Origin of the sequence: Streptomyces endocoffeicus, from assembly GCF_016741935.1 — a bacterium.
In the GTDB taxonomy this organism is placed as follows: Bacteria; Actinomycetota; Actinomycetes; order Streptomycetales; family Streptomycetaceae; genus Streptomyces; species Streptomyces endocoffeicus.
Genome location: NZ_JAERRG010000001.1, coordinates 1,926,035 through 1,951,488 on the forward strand (window position 1 = coordinate 1,926,035; position 25,454 = coordinate 1,951,488).

The window sequence follows — 25,454 nt, forward strand, 5'->3', positions numbered from 1 at the left end:
CTCATACGGAAGATACGCTGCATCAATGGATGTGGTGAGCGACGCGATCTCCGCCATGCGTCTGGGGCACCCCTCGTCCCAGCGGCTGCGGATGAACGGCGGCGGGTGCACGCGGCTTGACCCGTTCGGCGGCGCGGGTTTTCACGTGGTGCTCAAGGGTGGTTGCCGGCTGCTGCCCGACGGCGGTGACCCGGTGTCCCTCGGCGTGGGTGACGCGGTGCTGCTCCCCCATGGCACCGGCCATGTGCTCGCCGACTCCCCGGCCGAGACGGAGATCCTCTGCGGGCAGTACCGGCTCGACTGCAGCCGCATCCACCCGCTTCTCGCGGAAATGCCCCGGGTCGTCCACCTTCCCAGCCGCGTGGGCGGCCACCTCGAGCTGCGCGCCGCGATCGACCTGCTCGCCGGTGAACTGGACGAGAGCCGGCCCGGCTCCTGCATCGCGCTGCCGAACCTGCTCGACCTGCTCCTCGTCTATATGATCCGCTCCTGGATGACCGAGGCCACCAGCGGAGCCTGGCCCCGCGTCCTGGGTGACCCGGTGACGGCCGCCGCGCTGCGGGCGCTGCACTCGGATCCGGCCGCCCCGTGGACCACCGAGCGCCTGGCCACGGAGGTGAACGTCTCCCGCCCCACCCTGGCGCGCCGGTTCACCACCCTGGTCGGCCGCCCGCCGATGGCGTACCTCACATGGTGGCGCATCATCCTGACCGCCACCCTGCTCCGGGACACTTCGGACACCCTGGCCTCCATCGCCGCCCGGGTCGGCTACGGCAGCCCGTACGCACTCTCACACGCCTTCCAGCGGGAGTTCGGTACCACCCCGGGGCGGTACCGCAAGGCCGCGGGCCGAGCACCCGCCGACCAGTCACCAGCCGAAGGAGGTGCCGGGCCCCCGGCGCGGGCCGGGGGCCGGGGTGGAGGGGGTCAGGGGGTCAGCGGTCGCAGCTGAGGGCGCGGAGGGAGATGGCGTCGCTCATGACCCGCATACCGGTGTCATTGGGGTGGAGGTGGTCGCCGATGTCGTAGGCGGGGAGCATTCGGGTGGGCGCCGCGGGGTCCCCGACGGCCTTGTCGAAGTCGACGACCGCGTCGAACTCACCGCTGGTGCGGATGAAGGCGTTGACCTGTTGGCGGACCGTCTCGTCGACGGCCTCGTACTCCCGCCAGCCCTCGTACGGCATGACCGTCGCCCCGACCACGCACCTGCCACGCGCGTGGGACCTGGCGATGATCTGCCGGTAGCCGGCGATGAGGTCGTCGGCCGTGGGGCCCGGCGTGGCCTTGATGTCGTTGATGCCCTCCAGCAGGATCGTCGTGCGCACACCGGCCTGGGTGAGCACATCCCGGTCGAGTCGCTTCAGCGCGCTCTCGGCCGAGCCGTCGGCGAGGACCCTGTTGCCGGAGATTCCTTCGTTGGCCACGCCCTTGAGCCGGGAGCGGGGGTCGGCGAGCAGCCGCCGGGCGAGGAAGTCCGGCCAGCGGCGGTTGGTGTCCTGAGTGGAGGCGGAGCCGTCGGTGATCGAGTCGCCGAAGGCGACGACGGCGCCGGTGCCGCGCGGGGGCCGCACGACGGCGGCGTCCAGGTAGTACCAGGAGGTGATCTGCTGGGAGTAGGCGGCGGCGCCCTCCTCCGCGGCGTGGTCGCCGGCCGGTGCGACGTATTGGGTGGCACGGGCCCCCTTGTGGCCGGTCGCGAGGGTGCCCGCACCGCGCACATAGAGGCTGATCGCGAGGTCCGACTGGGGCTGGACGCGGCCCGGCAGCGGATCGCTGTACACGACGCCGCCCGCCGGTACGGTCACCGACGACGCGCCGCGGAAGGTCAGCCGTCCGTTGCTGCCGGGTACGACCGCCGCCCCGGACTCGCGCACCCCGGCGTAGGCGTGGCCGAAGGTCACCGGCTGGTCGCCGTAGGCGTTGGAGAGCCGGATCCGCAGGTCCCGGCCGCCGACGCTGGTGTGGACGACGAACCGGTAGGTCAGGTCCTGGGCGGCGGTTCCCGCCGGGTAGGCGCTGGAGGCCCAGGTGACGACGGAGGAGCGCGGGGCGGGGGGCGTCGCGGTCTGGACGGTGGACTGGTCGGTGGACTGGGCGGCGTAGGACTCGGTTCCGGTGGCCATGAAGGCCCCGAGGGCGGCGGCGGTCGCGGCCAGGAGGCCGAAGGCGCGTGCGGGTAAGCCCGGTCTCTGCATGATGCGGCCTTTCCTTCTCTCGACAGTTCAGTGATCGGATGAATTGATACGCAATTCCGATCCGGCTGTCGAGAGAGAACGCCAAACTGCCCGGGATTAGCCGCTAGTCACCTCATGGTCATCGGATCTATTCGATGGACGTATGTACGGCGTCGTCATCGCACCCGCGTGTACCGATGCACACCGTCGGCGTGGGCCACCGCCGCCTGGCCCCGCAGTACCAGGACATCCAGGTGCGCGGCCGTCTCATTGACCGCGAGCATCTGGTTGAAGGCGCTCAACTCCCCGAACGGCACCGCCCGGCGCGTCCAGTCGAGCTTCCGCGCCACCGCGTGGGCGTCGAGCGTGTTCTCGCCCAGCGCCGTCAGGCTGCCGGCCAGCCGGTCGTCGTGGTGGGCGAGCAATTCGGCGACCCGGGTGTGGGTGGAGTCGGCGACCGGTCCGTGGGCGGGCAGCAGACGGGCGTCGGCGTAGCGGGTCATCAGCCGCAGGGAGTCCAGATAGTCGGCGAGCGGACGGCCACCGGGCTCGGCCAGCTCGAAGCCGATGGACGGGGTGATGTGCGGCAGGACGTGGTCCCCGGAGAACACCAGCCCCCGCTGTTCGTCCAGGAAGACCACATGGCCCTTGGTGTGTCCGGGGGTGGGGACGACCCGCAGTTCGCGCTCGCCGAAGCGCAGGGTCTCCGCGCCGAGCCAGTGATCGGGGGCCTCCCAGACACTCGGGTCGTGGCCGCCGTGGTCCATCGCCTCGATGCGGTCGGCGAGTTCCCCGGCGCCCGCCGCGCGCAGGGTCCGCAGCGAGCCGACGGGCTGGTCGCTGCGCAGCCGGTCGAGCATCTCCAGGCCGGGGCGCTCCCCCGCGCCGAGGTAGACGCGCGAGCCGAGCAGCCGGCGCAGTTCCACCGCCTGGGTGTAGTGGTCGCGGTGGATGTGGGTGACCAGGATGTGGCTGATGGCGCCGAGGTCGCGGTCGATGGCGGCCAAGGCCTCCTCGAGCGCCTTGCGCGCCTCGGGGATCGCCCAGCCCCCGTCGATCATGACGATGCCGCCGTCGTCGGCCAGGCCCTCCAGCAGGTAGACGTTGACGGCCCGCAGGCCGTCGTCCGGCAGGGGCAGCGGCACTCGGTGCACCCCTGGCTGTACGGTCTGGATTCCGGCCGTCGCCCACGGAGCCTGGTCGAACCGCGCTGTCATGCTTCTCCTTCGTGGGCGTGCAGCCTGAAGGCCAGGTCACGGGCCCCGCCCCGGTCGAGCTTGCCGACCTTCGTCTGGGGCAGTTCCTCGACGCCGTAGACGTACTCGGGCCACTTGGTCTTGGACAGGCCGACGCTCTCCAGATGGCCGGTCACCTCGGCCAGATCGACGCCGTCGCCGTCCTTCTCGGCGACGACGAGCAGCGCCACGCGTTCGCCGAGGACATCGTCGGGGACCGGCGCGACACAGGCCCTGGCCACGCGCGGATGGCTGGCGACCGCGCGCTCTATCTCGGTGATGTCGATGTTGCGACCGCCGCGGATGATGATGTCCTTCTCGCGGCCCATGATGCTGATGGTGCCGTCCTCGTGGGTCATCAGCAGGTCGCCGGTGGGCAGATAGCCGTCCTCGGTCAGCGCCGGCGGATCGGTTCTGCCCTCGCGGGCGTACCCGAGGAAGAGCGAGGGGCCGCGGACCTGCGCCTGGCCGGTCACCCCCGGCCCGGCCACCTGGCCGTCGGGGGTGAGCGCGCGCACGTCCGTGCCCGGGAAGGGGCGGCCGTCCCTGCCGAGCCGGATTTCCTCGGGGTCGTCGGGGCTGGGCGAGGTGTGGCCCAGGCACTCGGACATGCCGAAGACGCGGAGGATCCTCGTGCCCAGCGACCGCTCGGCGCGGGCCAGCGCGCCACGGTCCATGGGTCCACCGCCGACGGTGATCGACCGGACGCCCCGGAGGACGCCGGAGCCGGCCGCCTCGGTGCCCATCTGCAGCGCCATGGTCGGTACGCACATGGTCCAGCGGACACCGGCGTCGGCCATCCGCCGCATCGCCACCGCCCGGTCCCACTTCCCGGTCAGGACGAGCGGCCCGCGCAGCAGGAGGGAGAGATAGACCCCGAAGCAGTAGGCCGCCGTGGACGACAGCGGCACGATCGCCGCGACGGCGTCGCCCGGCGACAGGCCGTTGGCGTTGACGGTGCTCGTGGCGGCGTAGCGCAGGGCCCGCTCGGACTGTACGACGCCCTTGGGCCGCCCGGTGGAGCCGGAGGTCAGGCCGATGAGGACGCCGTCCGACCACCGCGCCACCTCGCGCTGGTGGGGTGTGGACCGGCAGGTCCAGCCGTCGAGGACGGTCCGCGCCGGGCCGGGAAGCCGGGTGGATACCGTCCACTCGTCGATCGCCGAGGGCTCGGCGACGACGGCGTCGGGGCGGATGTCCTCCCATGCGGCGTCGAACTCGGCGGGGGTGGTGTGCCGATTGACCACCGCGAGCACCCCGCCCCGCAGGCCCACGGCGAGGGTGGCGGCGATGGTACGCCATGAGTTGTCGGCCTGGACCAGGACGGTGCCGACCGATCCGCCACCCGCCGAGTCGTCGGGCGCGTCGGCGGACAGCGCCTCGGCCAGCCGTACGGCCTCCTCGATCAGTTCCCGGGCCGTATGGCTGCCGGTGTCGTCGATCACGGCGATGAAGTCGGCTTCGTCCGCCTGCTGCTGGAACTCCCGCACTACCTGTCGCATCCTGCCCCTCGTCGCGCTGTGCCGAACTCCGTTTGCCGAACTCTGTGGTGCTTGCCCTGCCGCCGGACCGGGCCGGGTGGCCCGCAATCCTCAGGCGGCGAACATCTCCGCCTCATGCCCCATGACCGCGATCCGGCGGCCCTTCATGTCGCCGACCTGGGCGACGGCCGCGGCCCACTCGGGGCTCGCGAGGGCCTTCTTCAGGTCCTCCGGGGAGTCGAAGCCGAGCACGGAGAGCCCGTCCCAGCCCTCGGAACGCGGCTCCAGAGCGGCGTCGATGTCGATGTGGCGCCAGGCACGCAGGCCGGGCAGGCGGTAGGTCAGCTCCGCGTGGTCGCCGCGCCACCAGGTGATGAACTGCTCGTGCGTCCACTCCGGGGGACGGGCTGCCAGCAGGACGAGGTTGTACATGACAGTGCTACTCCGCACGGTGTCGATGGGATGTGGGTGGTGGGCGGGTCCGATACCGGTCAGGTACCGGTCAGGTGAAGCGGATCTCGGATGAGCGCCCGATCAGCAGGCGCCGCAGCCGACCTTCGCCGTTCACCCGCCCGGCGGCGACGAAGCTGGCCTCGGGGACGCCCGCCCGTCGTACCTCGCCCAGGAAGAGCTCGTCCTGGCCGAGCGTGGTCGCCGACAGCAGATGGTGGGTGCGGGTGCCCTTCTCACGCTGTTCGAGGTAGCCCACCAGGGCGGCGCGGTCCCCGGCGAAGTCGGTGGCGTTGCCGTCGCCGGTGGAGAACAGGATGGACAGCGAGAAGTCGTCGCTGATCAGGTCGAGGATCCGGGACGGCTCATCACCGTCCAGTATCTCGAACCACGCGGTGAGGAAGGGGGCCGCGGCCGGGGTGTCCGTCATGCCCGGCTCCCGTCGCCCGCCCAGTCGACCAGTTCGAACGAGGTGGTGAAGAACGACTGGTAGCGCGCGATGAGCCCGCCGGGCGAGATCACCGCGGCCGAGAGGAAGGAGCCGGTGTACCGCCCGCCCTCCGTCACCACCCCGTACACGGTCTCGAGGTCGCCCTCCCGGCTGTGGCGCAGGATCTCATGCGACCGTTCCTTGGGGTTCCGGCCGGCTATGTACGCGGCGAAGTCCTCCTTGGACTCGCCGGTGACCTCATGGCCCGGCAGGGCGATGAGGAATCGGAAGTCGGGTTCGAGCAGGTCCAGCGTCCGTTCCGGATGCGGGCTGTCCATACTGGTCATATAGGTGAGCAACGCCATGACTGCGCCCTTTCGATCGGCGGTCGAGCGCTCCCGGGGACCCGGGGCCGTCACGAGCCCCAGATCAACCTGAGTTCAGTTCAATTCACGTTGGATGTTAATCCCGGGGAAACACGGCTGACAAGGGTCCGTGGAACGCGAAACGGCCCCCGGCGGATATCCGCCGGGGGCCGGAGGCGACGAGGGGCCGCTCAGGGGGTCACGTGGCGACCATCCGCACACACGCGCCCTCGATCAGTTCACTGACCTCCGACAGCGGCGTCGGCCCCGACGGCCGGTACCACCGCCAGACGCTGACGATCAGGCCGAGCACGCCCGAGCCCAGCAGTTGCGCGTCCCGGAGCGGGAAAGCGCCCATGGACATGCCCCGGACCAGCAGGTTCGTCCAGTTACGCTCGACGAGCTGAACCAGCTTGCGGGCCTCGACGCGCTCGGCCTCCTCCCGCTTGGACTTGCGCGTGCCGGAGAGCAGATCCATGTGGTTGTGCAGGATCCGCATCTGCAGGACCTCTTGGTCCGAGACGTCATAGGCCGCGCGCACGGCCGCCCGGAGCGCCTCGGTCGGGTCCTCGACGCCCTCGGTCGCCTCCGTGAACTTGTCGTGGGACCGCTGGAGCTCCAGCCGCATGATGGTCAGCAGGCAGTGGGTCTTGGACTCGAAGTAGTGGTACAGCGCCGTCTGCCCGATGCCGACCCGCTCCGCCACGGTGGACCACTTGGTGGCCTCGAACCCCGTCTCGCCGAAGCAGTCGACGGCGGCCGTCAGGATGGCGGCCCGCTTGGACCTCGGTCCCGCTTCCGGTTCAACGATTCTCGTCGCCATGCCTCGTCTCCTGGCTGCAGCCCACCGTGTCCGTACCCGAGAGTAGCCCCAAGCTGAACTCAGTTGCCAATCGACGTGAACAGATCCGGGTCAAAGGCGCTCCAGCACGGTCGCGTTCGCCATGCCGCCGCCCTCGCACATCGTCTGCAGACCGTAGCGCCCCTGGGTCCTGCGCAGTTGGTGGACGAGCGTGGTCATGAGGCGGGCGCCGGTGGCGCCGAGCGGATGTCCGAGCGCGATGGCGCCGCCGAAGGCGTTGACCCGCTCCGGGTCGGCGCCGATCTCCTTCTGCCAGGCGAGGACGACGGAGGCGAACGCCTCGTTGATCTCCACCAGGTCGATGGCGCCGATCGACAGCCCGGCCCGGTCCAGGACCTTCTCGGTGGCGGGGATCGGACCGGTCAGCATGTGGATCGGATCGGAGCCGACGACGGCCATGGTGTGCACCCGCGCGAGCGGGGTCAGGCCGTGGCGGCGCACCGCCTCCTCGGAGGCGATCAGCAGGGCGGCGGCTCCGTCGGAGATCTGGCTGGAGACGGCGGCGGTCAGCCGGCCGTCCTCGGTGAGGGTCTTCAGCCCGGCCATCTTCTCCAGGGTGGTGTCGGCGCGCGGGCCCTCATCGGCGGTGAGTCCGAAGGCCGGGGTGATCTCGTCGTCGAAGGCACCGCCGGCCTGGGCGGCGAGGGCGCGCTGGTGGCTGGTGAGCGCGAACCCCTCCATGTCCGCCCGGGAGACGCCCCACTTCTCGGCGATCAGTTCGGCCCCGCGGAACTGGGAGACCTCCTGGTCCCCGAAGTGCTCGCGCCAGCCGTCCCCCGCGTACGGGCTGCCCATACCGGCCTGTTCGCCGACGGTCATGGGGCTGGCGATGGGCACCAGGCTCATCACCTCCACCCCGCCGGCGACCACCAGATCGGCGGCCCCGGAGCCGACCGCCTGGGCGGCGAAGTGCACGGCCTGCTGGGAGGAACCGCACTGGCGGTCGATGGTGGTGCCGGGGACGTGCTGCGGCAGCCCGGCGGACAGCCATGCGGTGCGTGCGATGTTGCCGGTCTGCGCGCCGAGCTGGCTGACGCACCCGAAGTACACGTCGTCGACGGCGCCCGGGTCGGCTCCGCTGCGCTCCAGCAGGGCGCGCAGCGCATGGGCGCCGAGATCGGCGGGGTGGACGCCGCTGAGCGTGCCCTTGCGGCGGCCGACGGGGGTGCGGACGGCTCCGACGATGAATGCTTCCGTCACGGTGGGGCTCCAGGGGTTTCGGGGAGGAGTCAGGTGCTGGGGGCGGCGCGGGTGAAGTCGGGCGCCCGCTTGGCCAGGAAGGCGGCGACACCTTCACGGCCCGCGGCGGAGGAGGCCGCGGCGGCGATCGCACGGGCCTCGCGGTCCAGATGCGTACCGAGGTCCGCGGTCAGCCCGGTGGCGACGAGACGGCGGGTGGCGCCGAAGGCGGCAGTGGGTCCGTCGCGCAGGGCCTCGGCCGTGCGCACGGCCTCGGCGGCCAGCCGGTCGGGGGCGACGACCCGGCTCACCAGGCCGATGGCCTCGGCCTCCGCCGCCTTGACGCGGCGGTTGGTCAGCAGCAGGTCCAGGGCCCGCTTGGGGCCGACGAGCCGGGGCAGGAACCAGCTCACTCCGGCATCCGGTGAGTAACCGATCCCGGTGTAGGCGGTGGTGAACGAGGCGTTGTCGGCGGCGAGGGTCACATCGGCGGACGCGGCCAGGCCGATGCCCGCACCGGCGACGGCTCCCTGCACGGCGGCCACCACGGGCGCGTCGCCCGCCGCGAACGTACGCAGGGCCTCGTGGAGCGCGCCGGTCACCGCGATGAGGTGCTTCTCCAGCGCCTCGCCGGAGAGCCGGGAGAACTCCCCGAGGTCGCCGCCGACGCAGAAGGACTTCCCCTCGCCGGTCAGCAGCACGGCGCGTACGGACTCGGCGGCGCAGGCCCGCGCCGCGTCCAGCAGTCCGCCTGCCATCTCCAGGTCGATGGCGTTGCCCGACTCCCCGCGGCGCAGGGTGACGCGGGCCAGGCCGTCGTCGATCTCGATGCCGACCCTCATCGCGCGGTCCATCCGCCGTCGACGGTCAGCACCTGGCCGGTGCAGTACGAGGAGGCGTCCGAGGCGAGGAACAGCAGCGCGCCGTCGAGTTCATGGGCCCCGCCGCCGCGCCGCAGCAGGGTGTTGCGCTCGACCCAGCGGCTGGAGCGCTCGTCGCCGAAGAGGTCCGCGGTCATCTCGGTGCGGAACCAGCCCGGGGCGAGCGCGTTGACGCGGGTTCCGGTCGCGCCCCACTGACCGGCCAGCTCCCGGGTCAGCCCGATCAGCCCGGCCTTGGACGCCGCGTAGCTCGCGCCGCCCAGCGGGGCGGCGGTGACCAGGCCGAGGATGGAGGAGACGTTGATGACGCTCCGGGGCGGGTCGCCGTCCACGGCGGGTGCCTCCGCCACCAGGCGCGCCAGGTGGAAGGGAGCGGTGAGGTTGACGCCGAGGACGTCGTCGAAGGCGTCCGGGGATTCGTCCTCGGCGCGGGTCTCCCCGGACGTGGCCGCGTTGTTGACCAGGACGTCGATGCGGCCGGTGACACCCAGCGCCGTCCCGGTCAGCCGCGCGCGGTCGGCGGCGAGCGAGACATCGCAGGCGACCGGGTGGATGCGGGTGTCGGAGTCGGCGAGTTCGTTCAGCCGGTCGATCCGCCGGGCGGCGGCGAACACGGTGGCGCCGGCCTGCGCGAGGACGGCGGCGAAGCGTGCGCCGAGCCCCGCGGACGCGCCGGTGACCACGGCCGTCCTGCCGCGCAGCGAGAACAGCTCCGCGGCGGGCCGGGGCACGTTCCGTGGCTCGGCCGCCTCTCCGCCCCCATCGGCGGGGCGGGGCGCGGTCGTCCCTTTCGAGGTCGTCTTGGAGGTCATCCCTCCACCCCGATCGGCAGGGCGGTCGCGCCGCCGTCGAGCACCAGGGTCTGGCCGGTCATCCAGGAGGAGGCGTCGGAGGCCAGGAACAGCGCGGCGTGGGCCACGTCCTCCACGGTGCCGAGGCGCCGCAGCGGCAGCTTGGCGGTGAGGATCGGCTCGCGGACCTCCCACACCGCCCGTGCCAGCTCGGTCTTGATCAGTCCGGGGGCGATGGCGTTGACGCGGGCGTGCGGCCCGAGTTCGTAGGCGAGCTGCCGGGTCATGTGCAGCATGGCGGCCTTGGTGGCGTTGTAGTAGCCGATGTGCGGATCGACGATGAGCCCGCCGACGGAGGCGATGTTGACCACCGCTCCCCCGTGTTCGGCCATCCAGGACCGCCAGGCACACCGGGTCCAGGCGATCATGCCGTACTGGTTGACGCGGACGGTCTTCTCCGCGCGCGGCAGGTCCAGGTCGAGCAGATCGCCGTGGTACGGGTTGGTCGCCGCGTTGTTGACGAGGATGTCGAGGCGGCCGAAGCGGGCCATGGTCTCCTCGACGCACCGCTCGGCCTGCTCCGGTTCACCGGCGTTCGCCACCACCGTGTGTACGTCGCCGTCGCCCTTGACGCGCAGCAACTCCTCGCGGGCCTCGGCGAGTCCGGCCGGTTTACGGGCCGCGATCACCACATGTGCGCCGGCCGCCCGGTAGGCGGTGGCGATGCCGAGGCCGATGCCACGGGATCCGCCGGTGATGACGGCCACCTTGCCGTCGAGGCTGTTGGCGCTCACGCTGCCCCTGCCTTCGTATCGGTCTTCTTCTTGTACGGCGCGAGTTCCTGGCGGGCCACCGTCCGCAGATGCACTTCGTCGGGGCCGTCGGCGATCTTCAGTGCCCGGGTGATGGCGTACAGCCGGGCCAGTACGGTGTCGTCGCTGACCCCCGCCGCGCCGTGCGCCTGCACCGCGCGGTCGACGACCTTGTGGGCGACCTCCAGCGCCGCGACCTTGATCGCGGCGACCTCCATGCGGGCGGCGGCGTTGCCGGCGGTGTCCATCAGCCAGGCCGATTTGAGGACGAGGAGCCGCAGCTGCTCGATCTCGATGCGGCTGCGGGCGATCCACTCCCGGACCACGCCCTGGTCGGCGAGGGGTCCGCCGAACGCGGTGCGTTCGGTGACGCGCTCGCACATCAGCCGCAGGGCGCGCTCGGCGAAACCCACGGCGCGCATCGCGTAGTGCATCCGCCCCGGACCGAGCCGTCCCTGGGCGAGCGCGAACCCCTCGCCCTCGCCGACGAGGATGTTCTCCACCGGCACACGGACGTCCTCGAAGAGCACATCGCCGTGTCCGAGGCGATCGGTGTAGCCGAACATCGGCAGGTCGCGCAGGACCGTGACGCCCGGGGTGTCCCTGGGGATGAGCAGCATGGACTGCTGCCGGTAGGTGGACGCCTCCGGGTCGGTCTTGCCCATCAGGATGATCAGCTTGCAGTCGGGGTCGAGGATCCCGGAGGTGTACCACTTGCGGCCGTTGACGACGTAGGCGTCGCCGTCGCGGGTGATGCGGGTGCGGATGTTGCGGGCGTCGGAGCTGGCGACCTCCGGCTCGGTCATGGCGAAGCACGAGCGGATCTCCGCGTCGAGCAGGGGCCGCAGCCAGCGCTCCTGCTGCTCGGGGGTGCCGTACAGCGCGAGCAGCTCCATGTTGCCGGTGTCGGGCGCCGAGCAGTTGAACACCTCGGGGCCGATGATGGATTCGCCCGCCAGTCCGGCGAGCGGCGCGTATTCGAGGTTGCTGAGCCCAGCGCCCCAGTCGCCGTGCGCCATGAAGAGGTTCCACAGGCCCTCCGCGCGGGCCTTCTCCTTCAGTTCGGCCATCACCGGCGGCAGGGCGTGCGGGTCGTCCCCTTCGGCCAGCTGCCGGTCGTACGTCGCTTCCGCGGGGAAGACGTGTTCGTCCATGAACGACCGCATGCGGTCCTGGAGTTCACTCGCCCGTGGCGAGTATCCGAAATCCACGATTGCTCCTGTTCGGTGGGGGCGTACCGCTGCCGGATCAGCCGAGGATGTCGCGGGCCGTGCGGATCATGGCGGCGATGGTGGGCGGCAGGCGTTCCTGGTCCGGGTCGTGGTGCTTGCCCTCGCGGTGCCGGCGGAGGTTGTGGCCCATGATCGCGGCCATCTTCATGCGGCCGAGTGCCCGGAACCAGTCCATCGCGGGCAGCGCGGGCCGCCCGGCACCGTAGGTGTCCAGCAGTTCGGCCTCGCCGGGCAGTCCGGGCACGGCGTGGCCCAGTCGGGGGAAGTTGTGGTGGTCGGCGAAGAGCAGGAACCAGCCCAGGTCGATGCGCGGGTCGCCGACGCTCCAGATCTCCCAGTCGACGACGGCCACCGCCCGCTCGCCCACGCACAGCACATTGCCGAGCCGGAAGTCCCCGTGCAGCAGCACCGGCGGGAGGCCTCCTGGTACGCCATCGGCGAGACGTACCAGCAACTCCTCCCCGCCGGGCCGCAGTTCGGGGGGAACGGCACGCAGGGTGCGGCTCCATCGCTCCAGCTCGCCGGAGGGGTCGAGCGGTGCGGGCGGGTCGAGCCCGGGGGTGTGCACATCGGTGCCGTGCAGCCGTCTCAGAACGGACGCGATCTCCAGCATCCGGGCGCGGGCCGTCGCGTCGGGCACCTCATGGTCGTCCAGTACCGGCTCGACGGCCTCACCGTCCGCGAAGTCCATGGCGAACCAGGCGGGTTGGGTCTCGTCGACGGCCACCACGCCCGGTACCGGCACCGGGGATCCGGCCAGCGCGCCCAGCACCCGTGCCTGGCGCAGGACGTCGTTGCGTCCGACGGGCCGCTGCCCCGGTGGCACGGCCTTGACGACGTACCGGGCGTCCCCCGCCGCGACCTCGTAGGTCAGCCCGGAGTGTCCGCCCGGCAGCACCTCCAACGTGCCGATGGCCGCGCCCGGGTGGTGGCGGGCGAGCCGGTCGCGGACCCGGGCGGCCAGCTCCGGCACCTCGGTGGCCATGCTCATCGGACGGGCTCCTTGGGCAGGCCGAGTACGCGCTCGGCGAGGATGGTGCGCTGGATCTCGTCGGTGCCGCCCGCGATGCTGTAGCCGGGGGCGCCCAGCAGGTGTTCCGTCCAGGCGTAGGTGCCCCACTCCTCCGTGTCCGCCACGAGGCTCGGCCCCAGCAGCTCGGACACCAGGTCGCCGGTGCGCCGCATGGTCTCGGTGGCGTACAGCTTGCCGACCGAAGCCTCCGCGCCCGGTTCGCGCCCGGCGACGAGGGCGGCGGTCACCCGCAGTCCCATGAGCCGCTGGACGAGGGTGCGGAGGTGGAGGTCGGCGGCCCTTTGCCGTTCGCTGCCGGTGAGCGGGCGCGACAGGTTTCCGGCCAGGTCCAGCGCCCGGTCGGCGTTGTCCAGGCCGAGGCTGCCGGAGTCGAGCCGTTCGGCGGCCAGCACGCTGAGCGTGACCCGCCACCCCTCGCCGACCGGCCCGAGCCGGTCGGTGTCGGGCACCCGCACACCGTCGAGGTAGACCTCGTTGAAGCTGGTGCCACCGGTCATCTGCCGGATGGGCCGTACGGTGACACCCGGCGCGTCCATGCGCACCAGGAAGACGGTGATGCCGGCGTGTTTGCGGACGTCCGGATCGGTGCGGCACACCGCCACGCCCCAGGTCGCCACGCGGGCCCCGGAGGTCCACACCTTGTGCCCGGTGAGCACCCAACCGTCGCCGTCACGCACGGCCTTGGTGCGCACCGCGGCGAGGTCGGAGCCCGCCTCGGTCTCCGAGAACAGCTGGCAGGCCAGTTCGTCGGTGCGCAGCATGGGCACGAGCCAGCGCCGCTTCTGTTCCTCGGTGCCCCACAGGCCGATCGCGGGGGCGACGAGCGCTTGGGTCACGGGGAAGATCTCGGGGCGGTGCGGTACGTCGAAGGCCGCCTCCTCGCCGCGGTAGAGCTGCTCGTAGTACGCGGGCAGCCCTCGTCCGCCGTACTCCTGTGGCCAGTTGAGCGCGGACCAGCCCTGGTCGTAGCGGGTGCGTTCCCACTCCTGGACGCGGGCGGTGTGCTCGCGCTCCTGCTCCTCGGTCCAGTTCTCGAACACGGCGACGGAGTCGGAGCCGCTGCCCCACTCCCCGTCGGCGGCGCGGGGCCGGGCCGCGCCGGCGAGCCACGTCCGGGCCTCGGCGCGGAACTCATCGGGTTCCGGGATACCGCTCATCTCTTCCTCCACCTCCGATCGGGGGGCCGTTCAGTGGGACATTCGGCCGCACATTCGGCGGGACGTTCGGCGCGACATTCGGCGCGCCTTTCAACGGGACCTTCAACGGGACAGGACCGTGCAGGCGCTCACGCCCGGGGCGCCGTACACATGGGTGAAGCCGGTCCTGGGGCGGTCGGGAACCTGGCGCTCGCCGGCCCGGCCGCGCAGCTGCTGGACGACCTCGTAGACCTGGCGCAGTCCCGAGGCGCCGATGGGTTCACCGTTGGCGATGCAGCCGCCGTCGGTGTTGACGGGCAGTGTCCCGCCGATCCCGGTGGCGCCGGAGGCGATCAGCCGCTCCTGCTCGCCGTCCTCGCAGAATCCGCACTCGGCCATGTGCATGACCTCGGCGCCGCTCTCGGTGTCCTGCAGCTGGCAGACGTCGACGTCGCCGGGGCCGAGCCCCGCCTCCTCGAAGGCGGCGGTCGAGGCGTCACGGCTGACGCTGGTCAGCGCGCCCCCGGGAATCCACGGGCTGAACACCTCGAACGAGCCGAAGCGCCGGGTGCGTACGGCCGCCGAGCGCAGGGTGACCGGCGTGCCGTCGATCGCGCGGGCGGCCTCGGGCGAGCAGAGGACCAGCGCCGCCGCGCCCGCTCCCGGTGAGCAGAACATGAAGCGCGTCAGCGGATCGCTGACCATGCCGGATTCCAGGATCTCCGCGGCGGACACGGGGTCGCGCCGCCATGCCTCGGGGGTCAGGCCGCCGTTGCGGTACGCCTTCTCGGCGACCAGCGCGAGGGTCCGCGGGGTGATCCCGTGGTCGTGCATATAGCGCTGGATCTTCATGCCGAAGAACTGGGTGGTCACCATCAGCCCGTCGCTGCCGTACTCCGCGCCCAGGCCCCAGTCCTCGGGCCTGGGGTCGAAGGCGCCGCGCGGGTGTTTGTCGAAGCCGACGGCGAGGACGACGTCCGCCATGCCGGACCGGATCGCGTTCACGGCGGAGACCAGCGCGCTGCCACCGGTGGCGCAGCCGTTCTTGACATTGACGAACGGCAGCCCGGTCAGGCCGAGTTGGGCCACCAGGGTGTCCGCGAGGCCCGCGCTGTCACTGCCGCCGAACGCGGCCCGCACCCGCGACCACCCGATCCCGGCGTCCGCCAGCGCGGCGTTCACGGCGGTGACGGCGAGCTGCCGGCCGGTCGCCTCCGACCGGCCGAACGGGGTGCGCCCCGCGCCGCAGATCAGCACATCGGTGCTCAAGAGCCCTCCTCGCTCAGGGACGTGGGCCTGGCCCGGGGCACCCCGGGACCGGCGGTCACGGAGAGCGGCATGCCGATGCGGATGGCGTCGAGGTCGTCGACGTCGAGGACGGCGGCCACCCGCACGCCCTCCGCCAGCTCGACGTAGCCGAGCGCGAACGGCTCGAAGCCTCCGGGCGGGGCCTGGTAGGGCGGCGACTTGGGGGCGTACCGCTGCACCGTCCAGGTCCACAGCGTGCCCGTGCCCTGGAGGGCCGCCGGATCGGCCGGCCCTCCGCAGCGCGGGCACGTGTCGTCCGCGGGGTACACCGCCACCGAGCAGCCGGAGCAGCGTGCGCCCTGGAGCCCGCCGGCGGCTGGGCTCCGCGGATCCGTGGTCATCCGGATCAGCGCCCCTGCCACTTGGGTTCGCGCTTCTCCAGGAACGCCGACACGCCCTCGTTCGCGTCCTCGGAGTTGAGCGCCACGCCCACGGCGAGGTGCTCCATGACCATCAGCGACTGGGTGTCGGCGTCCAGGCTGCGGTCGATCGTCATCTTCGTGAGCCACATCGTGAAGGGGCTCTTGTCGGCGAGGTGGCTGATGAACTCCTCGACCGTCGCGTCCAGCTCCTCGGCCGGGGCCGACTTGTTGATCAGCCCGAACTCGGCGGCCTCGACACCGGAGAGGAGCTTGCCGGTGAGCATCAGCTCCTTGGTCTTACGGATGCCGATCATGCGCGGCACCCGGTAGATCGGACCGGCCCCGCCGAAGAGCGCGCGGCGGATGTGGAAGTCGCCGATCTTCGCGTCGTCGGCGGAGATGGCGAAGTCGCAGGAGATCATGATCTCGAAGCCGCCGGCGGTGACATGGCCCTCCAGGACCGCGACCGAGGGGGTCTTCATCGAGTACAGGCGGTCGCACACCTTCGCGGACTTCACCGCGACGTCGATCGCGTTCGACTTGCCGACGTACTCGGCCTTCAGGCTGTCGAGGTCGAACCCCGAGCAGAAGGTGCCGCCGCGGCCGCGCACCACCAGGACCCGAAGCTCGGGGTCCTCGTCCACCTCGGTGATGATCTCGTCGAGCCGGTCCAGGATCGGCACGGTGACGCAGTTCTTCTTCCACGGACGGTTGAGCCACACCCGGGCGACGTGCCCGTCGCGCTCGAACTGGATCTCTTCTTCCGTTGTCATCCCTCGCCCCTCTGCTGAAACTGAACTGAATTCACTACAACTCTGATTCCAGAGCCGCAAGGTGTCAAGCCCTTGATCGAGACATACCTATTCGGGTTCAGGCAGCGGGGCGGGTGGCGAGGCCGACGAGCCCGGCGAGCCGGGTCCGGTGCTGGTCCGCCGTGCCGAACAGCACCTCGGCGCCGCGCGCCCGGCGTACGTACAGATGAGCCGGGTGCTCCCAGGTGAAGCCGATCCCGCCGTGCAGCTGGACGTACTCGGCCGTCGCCAGGCGGAAGGTCTCGGAACAGACCACGGCGGCGGCACAGGCGGCCACCGGCAGCTGCGGCGAGGCGATGGCGGCGCAGGCGGTCGCGTACGCGGACCCCGAGCGCGCCGCCTCCAGCGCCACCAGCACATCGGCCAGCCGGTGCTTGACGGCCTGGAAGGACCCGATGGGGCGGCCGAACTGGTGGCGCTGCGCCACGAAGGCGACGGTGGCGTCCAGCGCGTGCCCGCTGCCGCCGATCTGCTCGGCCGCCAGCGCGGCCCGGCCGGTGTCCAACGTGGCCGAAACCGTGCCCTCGGCCTCCTCCGCCGTACCCACGGCAGTCGCCGGGGCACCCATGAATTCCACCAGCGCCTGGCGCCGCGTCTCGTCCAGGACGCGGCGTGGAGTCCGCCGGCAGGTACCGGGAGCGGGCTCACAGGCGAAGATCCGAGGTCCGGCGGGTGTTCCGGCCCGGACCAGGAGCAGCTCCGCACCGGCCCCGTCGAGCACGAAGTCCGCCCGCCCGCGCAGCACCCAGCCGTCGCTCCCCTGTTCCGCGGTGACACCGGGCTTGCCGGGCTTACAGGGCTCGCCGGGCCCATCGGGCCCACCGGGCGCGCCGAGGCCGAACCCGGCCACGGTGGCGGTGAGCGTGCCGTCGGCGATCCGGGGCAGATAGCGCTCGCATGCCGTACGGTCGCCGCTGAACAGCAGGGCATGTGCGGCCAGGACCACCGTGGGCAGCAGCGGGGCGCAGTACAGGGCGCGTCCGGATTCCTCCAGGGCCACGGCCAGTTCGGCGAAGGTGAAGCCCGACCCGCCGTACTCCTCCGGAACGGCCAGGCCGTGGACGCCGATCTCGCCCGCGAGCCGCGCCCAGAGCCCTTCGTCGTATCCGCGCGGGGTGGCCAGATGCTTGCGCACCTCCTCGACACCACTCGCCTCGGTGTAGAGGTCCCGCAGGACGGTACGCAATTGTCGCTGTTCATCCGTTTCGGACAGCAGCTGGGGGTCGATCTCGGGGTGGCGACGGTGCATGGGATCTCCATCGTGCTGGTACGGCGGACATGGATCGCAAGAATTGAACTCAATTCATGACCGTAAGCATGGGACTCCAGGCAGGCAAGACCGTCCGGCGCCAGGATCGGGGCGGGTCCGGATCCGGATCTGGATCCGCTCAGGCGGTGAACCGGCCGCCGTTGGCGAGCAGCACCGCGCCGACGAGGTTCGCCGCGGCGTCGCTCGCGAGAAAGAGGGCGATCTCGGATATCTCCTCGGGCGTCGCGTACGGGCGCACCCGCGGGTCGGCGAAGGCCGACCGCAGCGCCTCGGGGGTGCGGGCCGCCATCCCCGTCTCCGTCGGCCCCGGCGCCACCAGGTTCACGCGGATCCCGGACGCGATGACCTCCTTGGCCACGGCCTGGGCCAGGGCGTGCACACCCGCCTTGGAGGCGGCGTAATGGGGGTAGCCGACGGGCGCGTCGAAGGCCGACGACGATCCGATCACCACGATCGCCCCGGCCCCGCGGGGCCGCATGATCCGCACGGCGGCGCGCAGCACATGGAAGGTTCCGTCCAGGTTCACGCGCAGGACCCGCTGCCAGGAGGCGTCGTCGAGGGAGTCGGTCACCTCGACCGGCCGGCCTTCGACGGCCGCGTCCGCGATGCGCCGCTTCGCCTCGGGATCGTCGACCCCCGCCGCGTGCACCAGGACGTCGAGGCGCCCGTGCCGGCGCAGCACGTCCTCGAAGGCCCTGTCGACGCCCGCCGCGTCCGCGACGTCGAGTGCGACCGCCCTTGCGGCGGGCAGTTCCTCGGCGACGGCCGCCGCACCGTCGCCGTTCACGTCCGCCAGGACGACGACCCGCGCCCCTTCCGCGGCCAGTTGCCGGGCGACCGCCGCGCCCATGCCCGAGGCGGCCCCCGTCACCATCGCGACCTTGCCGGCGAACTTCCCCGTACGGACCTCTTCGCGCGTCACTGCGATCCCCTTCCGTTGCCTCAGCCATCTATTGAACCGACTTCACCTCTGTTACCGTGGCAGCCGCAGAGCTGACAAGACCCGGGACGGTGAAGATGAGGGCACTGCGACTGACGGCCTGGGGCGAGGCTCCGGCACCGGCTGAGGTCGAGCGGCCCGTCCCCCACGGCGCCGAGGTGCTGGTGCGGGTCGAGGCCGCCGGTCTGTGCCGCTCCGATCTGCACGTCATCGACGCTGCTCCGGACGCGCTCCCCTACCGGCTGCCGTTCACCCTCGGCCACGAGGTCGCCGGGCAGGTCACGGCCCTGGGGCCCGCCGCCGACGGGGTGCGGGCAGGTGACCGCGTGGTGCTCTACGGGCCGTGGGGCTGCGGCTCCTGCGCCCGGTGCGCCGCGGGCTCCGACAACTACTGCGACCGGCGGAACACCCTCGCCTGGCACGGGGCGGGACTGGGCCGGGACGGCGGAATGGCCGAGTATCTGCTCGTCCCCTCCGCCCGCCATCTGGTGCCGATCGGCGAGCTGCCGACCGACCAGGCCGCCCCGCTCTCCGACGCGGGCCTGACGTCCTACCACGCCGTGGCCGGGCTCCGGCACGCACTCGGCGAGGGCACCACCGCCGTCGTCATCGGCGTCGGCGGGCTCGGTCATCTGGCCATCCAGATCCTCCGTGCGACCACCGCGAGCCGGGTGCTGGCGGTCGATGTCCGGGAGGACGCCCTGGCTCTCGCGGACCATTCCGGCGCGGACTTCTCCACCCTGATACGGCCGGACACCGCCCGCGTCCTGAGGGCGCGCAGCGGTGGCGTGGGGGCGGACGCCGTGTTCGACTTCGTCGGCGCCGCACAGACGTTGGAACTCGCGACCGGCGTCCTGCGCCCCGGCGGCGAACTCGCCGTCGTCGGAAGCGGGGGCGGCAGCCTGACCGTGTCCAAGCCGGGTGTTCTCCCACCCGGCTTCCGGCTCTCACTGCCCTTCTGGGGAACGCGCCAGGAACTGGCCGCGGTCGTCACGCTGGCACGTTCGGGGGCGCTCCATGTCGAGACGGAGCGCTTCCCGCTGTCCGCCGCTCCGGAGGCGATCGACCGGCTTCGCCGGGGCGAGGTGCGGGGCCGGACCGTGCTCGTACCGGACTGATCACATTCGCGGTGGACTGATGGCTCCGGCTCATGGACGCGGGGGCTTACGGACGCATGGGCTCATGGACCCGGGGCTCACGGATGTGGCAACTCACGGATACGGGATCTCACAGATGACGCGGAAGGGAAGTTCAGCATGCGCTTCGACGGAAAAGTGGCGATCGTCACCGGCGGCGCCCGGGGCATGGGTGCCACGCATGTACGGGGGCTGGTCGCGGAGGGCGCCCGGGTCGCCGTCTGCGACCTGCTGGACGACGAGGGGCAGGCCCTGGCCGGGGAGCTCCCCCACACGCGGTACTGCCACCTCGACGTCACCGACGAAGCGGGGTGGCGGTCCGTCGTCCGTACCGTCGAGGACACCCTCGGTCCCGTGGATGTCCTGGTCAACAACGCGGGGATCATGCACTACGGCGGCGTGGAGGAGCAGTCGCCCGAGCACTTCCGCCGGATCATCGACGTCAATCTGGTGGGCGCCTTCCTCGGCATGCACACCGTCCTCCCCGGCATGCGCGACCGCGGCCACGGGGCCGTCGTCAACGTCTCCTCGGCCGCCGGCATGACGGGTTTCGCCGGTGGCATCGGCTATGTGGCGAGCAAGTGGGGGGTGCGCGGGATGACCAAGGCCGCCGCATTGGACCTGGCAGGCAGCGGGGTACGGATCAACTCCGTACACCCCGGGGTCATCCGCACGTCCATGGGTGAGACCGCCTCACCCGAACTCTTCGCCCATCAGCCGGTGGCGCGCATCGGGGAGCCCGAGGAGGTCACCCGCATGGTGCTCTTCCTGGCGAGCGACGACGCCTCCTACACCACGGGCGGGGAGTTCCTCATCGACGGCGGCCAGACCATCGGGCATGGCCGCCACTCCACCGCGGACTAGGGCGGCGCCGAGAGCCCGCGGCCGTGCGTGGCAGCCTGCCGCCACCACGGCCGAACGACCTCTACACATCCTTGCGAACGGTGAGCAGGGAACCGATCCCGATCAGGCAGACCAGCATGACGAAGAACGCCGGGGAGAGCAGGTTCCCGGTCCGGTCGACCAGGAAGGCCGCGATGTACGGAGCCGTACCGCCCGCGAGGACGGTGCCGACGTTGTACCCGATCGCCATACCGGTGTAGCGGACCCGGCGTTCGAACAGATGCGGCCACAAACTCGCCGCCGGGACCTGCACGAACGCACTGCTCAGCATCAGGAGCATATAGGCCAGACCGGCCAGCGCCAGGCTGTCCTGGCCCATGAGCACCATCGCGGGGTAGGCGGTCACCAGGAAGCCCAGCAGCCCGCCCATCAGGACGCGTTTGCAGCCGAACCGTGCGGCGAGCCGGCCGGCCGGGACCATGAGCAGCACGGTGACGAGCACGACACCCGCACTCAGCCAGTAGACCTGCGTGGTGTCGTATCCCAGGTTGGTGGTCAGGTAGATGCCGATGTACGTCAGCCCGAGGAAGATGGCGCCGCCCTGTGCCATGGCCAGGCCGACGGACTGCAGCAGCGCCGTACGGTGGGTGGCCAGGACCTCTCGGATCGGAGCCGCGGGGATGTCGGCGCGCTCCGCGGCCTGCTTGAATTCCGGGGTGTCCTCGATCCGCAGCCGGGCCCACAGGCAGAGGATGGTGAGCGGCACGGCCATCAGGAAGGGCAGCCGCCAGCCCCAGTCGCCCATCTGTTCCTTGGTGGTGAGGGCGGAGATCGCTCCGGCCGTCGTGGCCGCGAACATGAACCCGAGGTTGGACCCGATGGGTGTGACGGAGCCGAGGAAGGCTCTGCGCTGGGGTGGCGCCGACTCGTAGATGTAGGTGTAGGCGCCGACCGACTCGCCGCCCGAGGAGATGCCCTGCACCAGCCGGGTGATGAACAGGAGCACCGCGGCGAACACGCCGATCTGGCTGTAGGTCGGCAGCAGTCCGGTGAGGCTGCTGGCCACCCCCATGCACAGCACCGAGGAGACCAGCGCCTTGCGACGCCCCCAGCGGTCGCCGATCCATCCGAAGAAGACACCGCCGATCGGCCGCACCACGAGGCCCGTGGCGAACACCGCGAGCGCAGCCAGCGTCGAGGCCGCCGGATCGTCGCCCGGGAAGAACTGCGGAGCGATCGCCACGGCGAGATAGCCGTAGACGCTGAAATCGAAGTACTCGATCAGGGTGCCGATGCTCCCGGCGAGCATCGCGCGGCGCACCGTACGCGGATCGTACGACGGCGACTCCTCCGGCGGCGCGGGCTCCTCCCCCGGCGGCGCGGGCTGCTGTGTGGTGCTCATGATCCGGCTCCCTTCCCCGCGGCACGGTCCGGTACCCTGCCGACGCCCGGGACGCTACAGAACTGAACTCAGTACAGCTAGCCGTCGAACAGGGTTTTCTCAGGAAGCACCGCAGGTGCCGTGGTCACGGGTTGAGTATCTGAATTCGATTCGGTTTACTCATACAAGGTGGAGCGGCATGTCGCCGCACTGGTCGGCAGTACCGAGTTCGGGAGTGCAACGTGCCCATCGGGTTCGAGATCGAGGACAGAGTCGCGGAGATCGCGCGGCGCACCACCGAGTTCGTACGGGAGGTGGTGATCCCCGAGGAGCAGGCGTGTGACGGCAATGTCCATGCCGGGCCGGAGCCGCTGCGCCGCCGACTTCAGGACGCGGCCCGCGAGGCGGGGGTGTTCGCCCCGCACATCGGCGCCGAATGGGGCGGACTCGGACTGGACCTGTGCGGACAGGCAGTGGTCTTCGAGGCGGCCGGGTACTCGCTGCTGGGGCCGCTCGCGCTCAACTGCGCGGCTCCCGACGAGGGCAATACGCATCTGCTCGAGGTGGTGGCCACGGAGGAGCAGAAGGAGCGGTATCTGCGCCCGCTGGCGGCCGGTGAGGCGCGCTCGTGCTTCGCGATGACCGAGCCGGCACCGGGCGCCGGATCCGATCCGCGTGCGCTCTCGACGACCGCGACGAAGATCGACGGCGGCTGGCGGATCGACGGCCGCAAGTGGTTCATCAGCGGCGCCGACGGAGCGGCCTTCGCCATCTGCATGGCCCGCACCAGCGGCGGCCCCGGCGACTCGGGCGGCGCGACGATGTTCCTCGTCGCCGCCGACAACCCCGGAATGAAGATCGTCCGGAATATCGACACCCTGGACCAGGGCCTCTTCGGCGGGCACAGCGAAATCGCCTTCGAAGGCTGCGAGGTCGGGGACGAGGCCGTACTGGGCGAGGTGGACCAGGGCTTCGGGTACGCCCAGGTACGCCTGGGGCCCGCGCGCATGACCCACTGCATGCGCTGGCTCGGAGTGGCCCGGCGGGCGCAGGACATCGCCCTGGAGCGCGCGGCGGACCGTTCCGCCTTCGGCAAGCCGCTGGCCGAGCTGGGCATGGTGCAGCAGATGCTGGCCGACTCCGAGATCGACATCGAGACCAGCCGGGCGGTGCTGTGGCGGGCCTGCTGGGAGCTGGACCAGGGCCGCCCGGCCGCCCAGCACACCTCGATCGCCAAGACCTACGTCTCCGAGGCGGTGAACCGGGTGGTCGACCGAGCCGTCCAGATATGCGGTGCGCTCGGCATCTCGGGGGACGCCCCGCTGTCGCGGCTGTACCGCGAGGTGCGTCCGTTCCGTATCTACGACGGCCCTTCCGAGACCCATCGCTGGGCCATCGCCAAGCGCGCGGTGCGGGCGGCGCGCGAGCGGCGGGGCACCCGGTGACCAGTTCCGGGACGACGTTGGCCGGAGTCGACGTGGCCGCGTTGCAGCGCTACTTCGAACGCCACGTACCCGAGTGCGCGGGCCCGCTCGGGATCACGCTCCTACAGGGCGGGCGCTCCAATCTCACCTACGCGGTGACCGACGGGGCACACCGGTGGGTGCTGCGCCGGCCGCCGCTGGGGGTGCTGACACCGACCGCGCACGACATGGACCGCGAATACCGCGTCGTCGCGGCACTCGGTGACACCGCGGTGCCGGTCGCCCGGTCCGTGCTGTCCTGCACGGACCCGGAGGTGATCGGGGCGCCGTTCTGCGTCGTCGACTTCGTGGAGGGCATGGTGCTGCGCGACGGCGACGAGGCCGCCGCCCTCCCGCCCGACGACGCGCGGCGCGCCGCTGACGCGCTGGTGGACACCCTGGTCACACTGCACTCGGTGGACGCCGCCACCGTCGGGCTCGGCGACTTCGGCCGACCCGACGGCTATCTGGAGCGCCAGGTGCGGCGATGGCGCGGGCAGTGGGACAAGGTCGCCACGCGGAGCCTGCCCGACCTCGACGAACTGCACGGCAGGCTGGCCCGTTCCCTGCCCGCGAGCGGCGCCCCGGCCATCGTGCACGGCGACTACCGCCTGGACAACGTCATCCTGGCACCCGGCGAGTTCGGGCGGATCGCCGCCGTCGTCGACTGGGAGATGGCCACGCTCGGCGATCCGCTCGCCGACCTCGGGATGCTGCTCATGTACTGGGACCGGACCTGCGAACCGGTCCTCGGGGCGCGCCACGTCCCGACGGCCAATTCCGGATTTCCCTCGGGCCGCGAGGTGGCCGAGCGATACGCCGAGAAGTCCGGACGGGACATCGATGGCCTGCCCTTTTACCAGGCACTGGGCTGTTTCAAGCTCGCCGTCATCGCGGAGGGCATCCACGCCCGCTTTACGGCGGGACAGACGGTCGGAACGGGATTCGAGCGGGTCGGCTCCGCGGTGCCCGCGCTGCTGCGCTCGGGGCTGGAGCTGCTGCCGTGACCGCTGACACCGGAGATGCCATGCGCGATGCCACGCAAGACGGAGGAGAGCCCGTGCGAGACCGACTGTCCGGACAGATCGCCCTGGTCACCGGCGCGACCGGCGGTATAGGAGCCGCCGTCTCGCGGCGGTTGGCCATCGAGGGCGCCACGGTGGTGGTGACCGACGTGGACGCCGACCGCTGCGAGCAGCTGGCGGCGGAGCTGACGAAGGAGCTGGCGGCCGAGGGAGCGGCGGCGCTGGGTCTCGCGCTGGATGTGAGCGACGAGGAGGCGTGGCGCGGCGCGGTCGAGCGTGTGGTCTCCGAACTGGGCGGTCTGTCCGTGCTCGTCAACAACGCGGGTATCGCCCAGATGCGCACCGTGGAGACGGAGACCCAGGAGTCCTGGGACAAGGTCATCGCGGTGACCCAGGGCGGTGTCTGGCTCGGCATGAAGCACGGTGGCCCCGCGATCGAACGCTCCGGTGGCGGTTCGATCGTCAACATCGCGTCGATCTTCGGCACGGTGGGCGGCTTCGGCAGCCAGTTCTCGTACCACGCGGCAAAGGGTGCGGTGCGGCTGATGACGAAGAACGCCGCGCTGCACTGGGCCACGCGCGGCGTCCGCGTCAACTCGATCCACCCCGGCTTCATCGAGACCCCGCTCTCGCGCGAACTGTGGCAGGGCACGCCCCGTCACACCGCGATGGTCGAGGGCACCCCCATGGGGCGGCTCGGCACGCCGGAAGAGGTCGCGGGGGCCGTCGCGTTCCTCGCCTCCCAGGACGCGAGCTTCGTGACCGGCTCCGAGCTGTACGTGGACGGTGGCTGGACGGCACGCTGACGGGACACCACCGTCGTGACGGACGAGCCGGGTGGTGGGGCGGCGAG

26 protein-coding genes are annotated in these 25,454 nt (G+C 71.5%); 6 read left to right on the plus strand and 20 right to left on the minus strand.

Annotation, left to right across the window (positions count from 1 at the left end):
• The first annotated feature begins 25 nt into the window (after positions 1-25).
• Entirely contained in the window at positions 26-952 is a 927-nt protein-coding gene (locus JK364_RS07440; protein WP_201848591.1) for an AraC family transcriptional regulator, read from the plus strand.
• Here JK364_RS07440 and JK364_RS07445 read toward each other — a convergent pair.
• From JK364_RS07445 to JK364_RS07535, 19 genes are all read right to left on the minus strand, one after another.
• Positions 936-2,195, minus strand: a complete 1,260-nt coding sequence (locus JK364_RS07445) for an SGNH/GDSL hydrolase family protein (RefSeq protein ID WP_201848593.1) — start codon at positions 2,193-2,195, stop codon at positions 936-938. The two genes, JK364_RS07440 and JK364_RS07445, sit on opposite strands and share 17 nt — an antisense overlap.
• A 155-nt stretch (positions 2,196-2,350) precedes the next feature.
• Positions 2,351-3,391 carry an MBL fold metallo-hydrolase gene (locus tag JK364_RS07450; RefSeq protein WP_201848595.1) on the minus strand — a complete coding sequence of 347 codons (1,041 nt, stop codon included), beginning with the start codon at positions 3,389-3,391 and terminating at the stop codon, positions 2,351-2,353.
• Entirely contained in the window at positions 3,388-4,911 is a 1,524-nt protein-coding gene (locus JK364_RS07455) for a class I adenylate-forming enzyme family protein (RefSeq protein ID WP_201848597.1), read from the minus strand. Before JK364_RS07455 ends, JK364_RS07450 begins: the two co-directional genes overlap by 4 nt.
• Positions 4,912-5,001: 90 nt before the next feature.
• A complete protein-coding gene (locus JK364_RS07460; RefSeq protein WP_201848986.1) occupies positions 5,002-5,322 on the minus strand; it encodes an EthD family reductase in 321 nt (106 codons plus the stop codon).
• Positions 5,323-5,392: 70 nt separating this feature from the next.
• Entirely contained in the window at positions 5,393-5,770 is a 378-nt protein-coding gene (locus JK364_RS07465) for a hypothetical protein (RefSeq protein ID WP_201848599.1), read from the minus strand.
• Entirely contained in the window at positions 5,767-6,135 is a 369-nt protein-coding gene (locus JK364_RS07470; protein WP_201848601.1) for a nuclear transport factor 2 family protein, read from the minus strand. The genes JK364_RS07465 and JK364_RS07470 overlap by 4 nt, the downstream gene beginning before the upstream one ends.
• 199 nt (positions 6,136-6,334) lie before the next feature.
• Positions 6,335-6,958: a TetR/AcrR family transcriptional regulator gene (locus JK364_RS07475; protein WP_201848603.1), complete on the minus strand. Its 624-nt coding sequence runs from the start codon at positions 6,956-6,958 to the stop codon at positions 6,335-6,337.
• 90 nt (positions 6,959-7,048) lie between these two features.
• Complete coding sequence (locus JK364_RS07480) at positions 7,049-8,197, minus strand: acetyl-CoA C-acetyltransferase (RefSeq protein WP_201848605.1); 1,149 nt, start codon at positions 8,195-8,197, stop codon at positions 7,049-7,051.
• Between the two features lie 29 nt (positions 8,198-8,226).
• Complete coding sequence (locus JK364_RS07485; RefSeq protein ID WP_230991353.1) at positions 8,227-9,018, minus strand: enoyl-CoA hydratase/isomerase family protein; 792 nt, start codon at positions 9,016-9,018, stop codon at positions 8,227-8,229.
• Complete coding sequence (locus tag JK364_RS07490; RefSeq protein ID WP_230991354.1) at positions 9,015-9,869, minus strand: SDR family NAD(P)-dependent oxidoreductase; 855 nt, start codon at positions 9,867-9,869, stop codon at positions 9,015-9,017. The genes JK364_RS07485 and JK364_RS07490 overlap by 4 nt, the downstream gene beginning before the upstream one ends.
• Positions 9,866-10,642, minus strand: a complete 777-nt coding sequence (locus JK364_RS07495) for an SDR family oxidoreductase (protein WP_201848609.1) — start codon at positions 10,640-10,642, stop codon at positions 9,866-9,868. The genes JK364_RS07490 and JK364_RS07495 overlap by 4 nt, the downstream gene beginning before the upstream one ends.
• Positions 10,639-11,871 (minus strand): acyl-CoA dehydrogenase family protein, encoded by a 1,233-nt coding sequence (locus JK364_RS07500; RefSeq protein ID WP_201848611.1) that lies wholly within the window; start codon positions 11,869-11,871, stop codon positions 10,639-10,641. Before JK364_RS07500 ends, JK364_RS07495 begins: the two co-directional genes overlap by 4 nt.
• 37 nt (positions 11,872-11,908) lie before the next feature.
• A complete protein-coding gene (locus tag JK364_RS07505; protein ID WP_201848613.1) occupies positions 11,909-12,883 on the minus strand; it encodes a phosphotransferase family protein in 975 nt (324 codons plus the stop codon).
• Positions 12,880-14,082 carry an acyl-CoA dehydrogenase family protein gene (locus JK364_RS07510; RefSeq protein WP_201848615.1) on the minus strand — a complete coding sequence of 401 codons (1,203 nt, stop codon included), beginning with the start codon at positions 14,080-14,082 and terminating at the stop codon, positions 12,880-12,882. The genes JK364_RS07505 and JK364_RS07510 overlap by 4 nt, the downstream gene beginning before the upstream one ends.
• A gap of 102 nt (positions 14,083-14,184) precedes the next feature.
• Complete coding sequence (locus tag JK364_RS07515) at positions 14,185-15,330, minus strand: thiolase family protein (protein ID WP_201848617.1); 1,146 nt, start codon at positions 15,328-15,330, stop codon at positions 14,185-14,187.
• Positions 15,327-15,710, minus strand: coding sequence for a Zn-ribbon domain-containing OB-fold protein (locus JK364_RS07520; protein WP_201848618.1), 384 nt, complete (start codon positions 15,708-15,710; stop codon positions 15,327-15,329). The genes JK364_RS07515 and JK364_RS07520 overlap by 4 nt, the downstream gene beginning before the upstream one ends.
• Before the next feature lie 5 nt (positions 15,711-15,715).
• Positions 15,716-16,504 (minus strand): enoyl-CoA hydratase/isomerase family protein, encoded by a 789-nt coding sequence (locus JK364_RS07525; RefSeq protein WP_059143268.1) that lies wholly within the window; start codon positions 16,502-16,504, stop codon positions 15,716-15,718.
• 97 nt (positions 16,505-16,601) lie between these two features.
• Complete coding sequence (locus JK364_RS07530) at positions 16,602-17,792, minus strand: acyl-CoA dehydrogenase family protein (RefSeq protein WP_201848620.1); 1,191 nt, start codon at positions 17,790-17,792, stop codon at positions 16,602-16,604.
• Between the two features lie 139 nt (positions 17,793-17,931).
• A complete protein-coding gene (locus tag JK364_RS07535; RefSeq protein ID WP_307841177.1) occupies positions 17,932-18,735 on the minus strand; it encodes an SDR family NAD(P)-dependent oxidoreductase in 804 nt (267 codons plus the stop codon).
• A 95-nt stretch (positions 18,736-18,830) separates the two neighbouring features.
• On the opposite strand from JK364_RS07535, the gene JK364_RS07540 reads away from it, so the two are divergent.
• Both JK364_RS07540 and JK364_RS07545 read left to right on the plus strand, forming a co-directional pair.
• Positions 18,831-19,871 carry an NAD(P)-dependent alcohol dehydrogenase gene (locus tag JK364_RS07540; RefSeq protein ID WP_201848622.1) on the plus strand — a complete coding sequence of 347 codons (1,041 nt, stop codon included), beginning with the start codon at positions 18,831-18,833 and terminating at the stop codon, positions 19,869-19,871.
• 138 nt (positions 19,872-20,009) lie between these two features.
• Positions 20,010-20,753, plus strand: a complete 744-nt coding sequence (locus JK364_RS07545) for an SDR family oxidoreductase (RefSeq protein WP_201848624.1) — start codon at positions 20,010-20,012, stop codon at positions 20,751-20,753.
• A 61-nt stretch (positions 20,754-20,814) separates the two neighbouring features.
• Here JK364_RS07545 and JK364_RS07550 read toward each other — a convergent pair whose 3' ends face one another.
• Entirely contained in the window at positions 20,815-22,134 is a 1,320-nt protein-coding gene (locus JK364_RS07550) for an MFS transporter (protein WP_201848625.1), read from the minus strand.
• Positions 22,135-22,355: 221 nt separating this feature from the next.
• Here JK364_RS07550 and JK364_RS57495 point away from each other — a divergent pair, with 221 nt between their 5' ends.
• The 3 genes from JK364_RS57495 to JK364_RS07565 are packed head-to-tail and all read left to right on the plus strand — an operon-like array spanning position 22,356 to position 25,407.
• Positions 22,356-23,558 (plus strand): acyl-CoA dehydrogenase family protein, encoded by a 1,203-nt coding sequence (locus JK364_RS57495; protein WP_201848627.1) that lies wholly within the window; start codon positions 22,356-22,358, stop codon positions 23,556-23,558.
• The gene (locus JK364_RS07560) at positions 23,555-24,583 is read left to right on the plus strand and encodes a phosphotransferase family protein (RefSeq protein ID WP_201848629.1); all 1,029 of its coding nucleotides are present in this window, start codon (positions 23,555-23,557) and stop codon (positions 24,581-24,583) included. Before JK364_RS57495 ends, JK364_RS07560 begins: the two co-directional genes overlap by 4 nt.
• A 53-nt stretch (positions 24,584-24,636) precedes the next feature.
• Positions 24,637-25,407, plus strand: a complete 771-nt coding sequence (locus JK364_RS07565) for an SDR family NAD(P)-dependent oxidoreductase (RefSeq protein WP_201848632.1) — start codon at positions 24,637-24,639, stop codon at positions 25,405-25,407.
• Positions 25,408-25,454 lie beyond the last annotated feature (47 nt).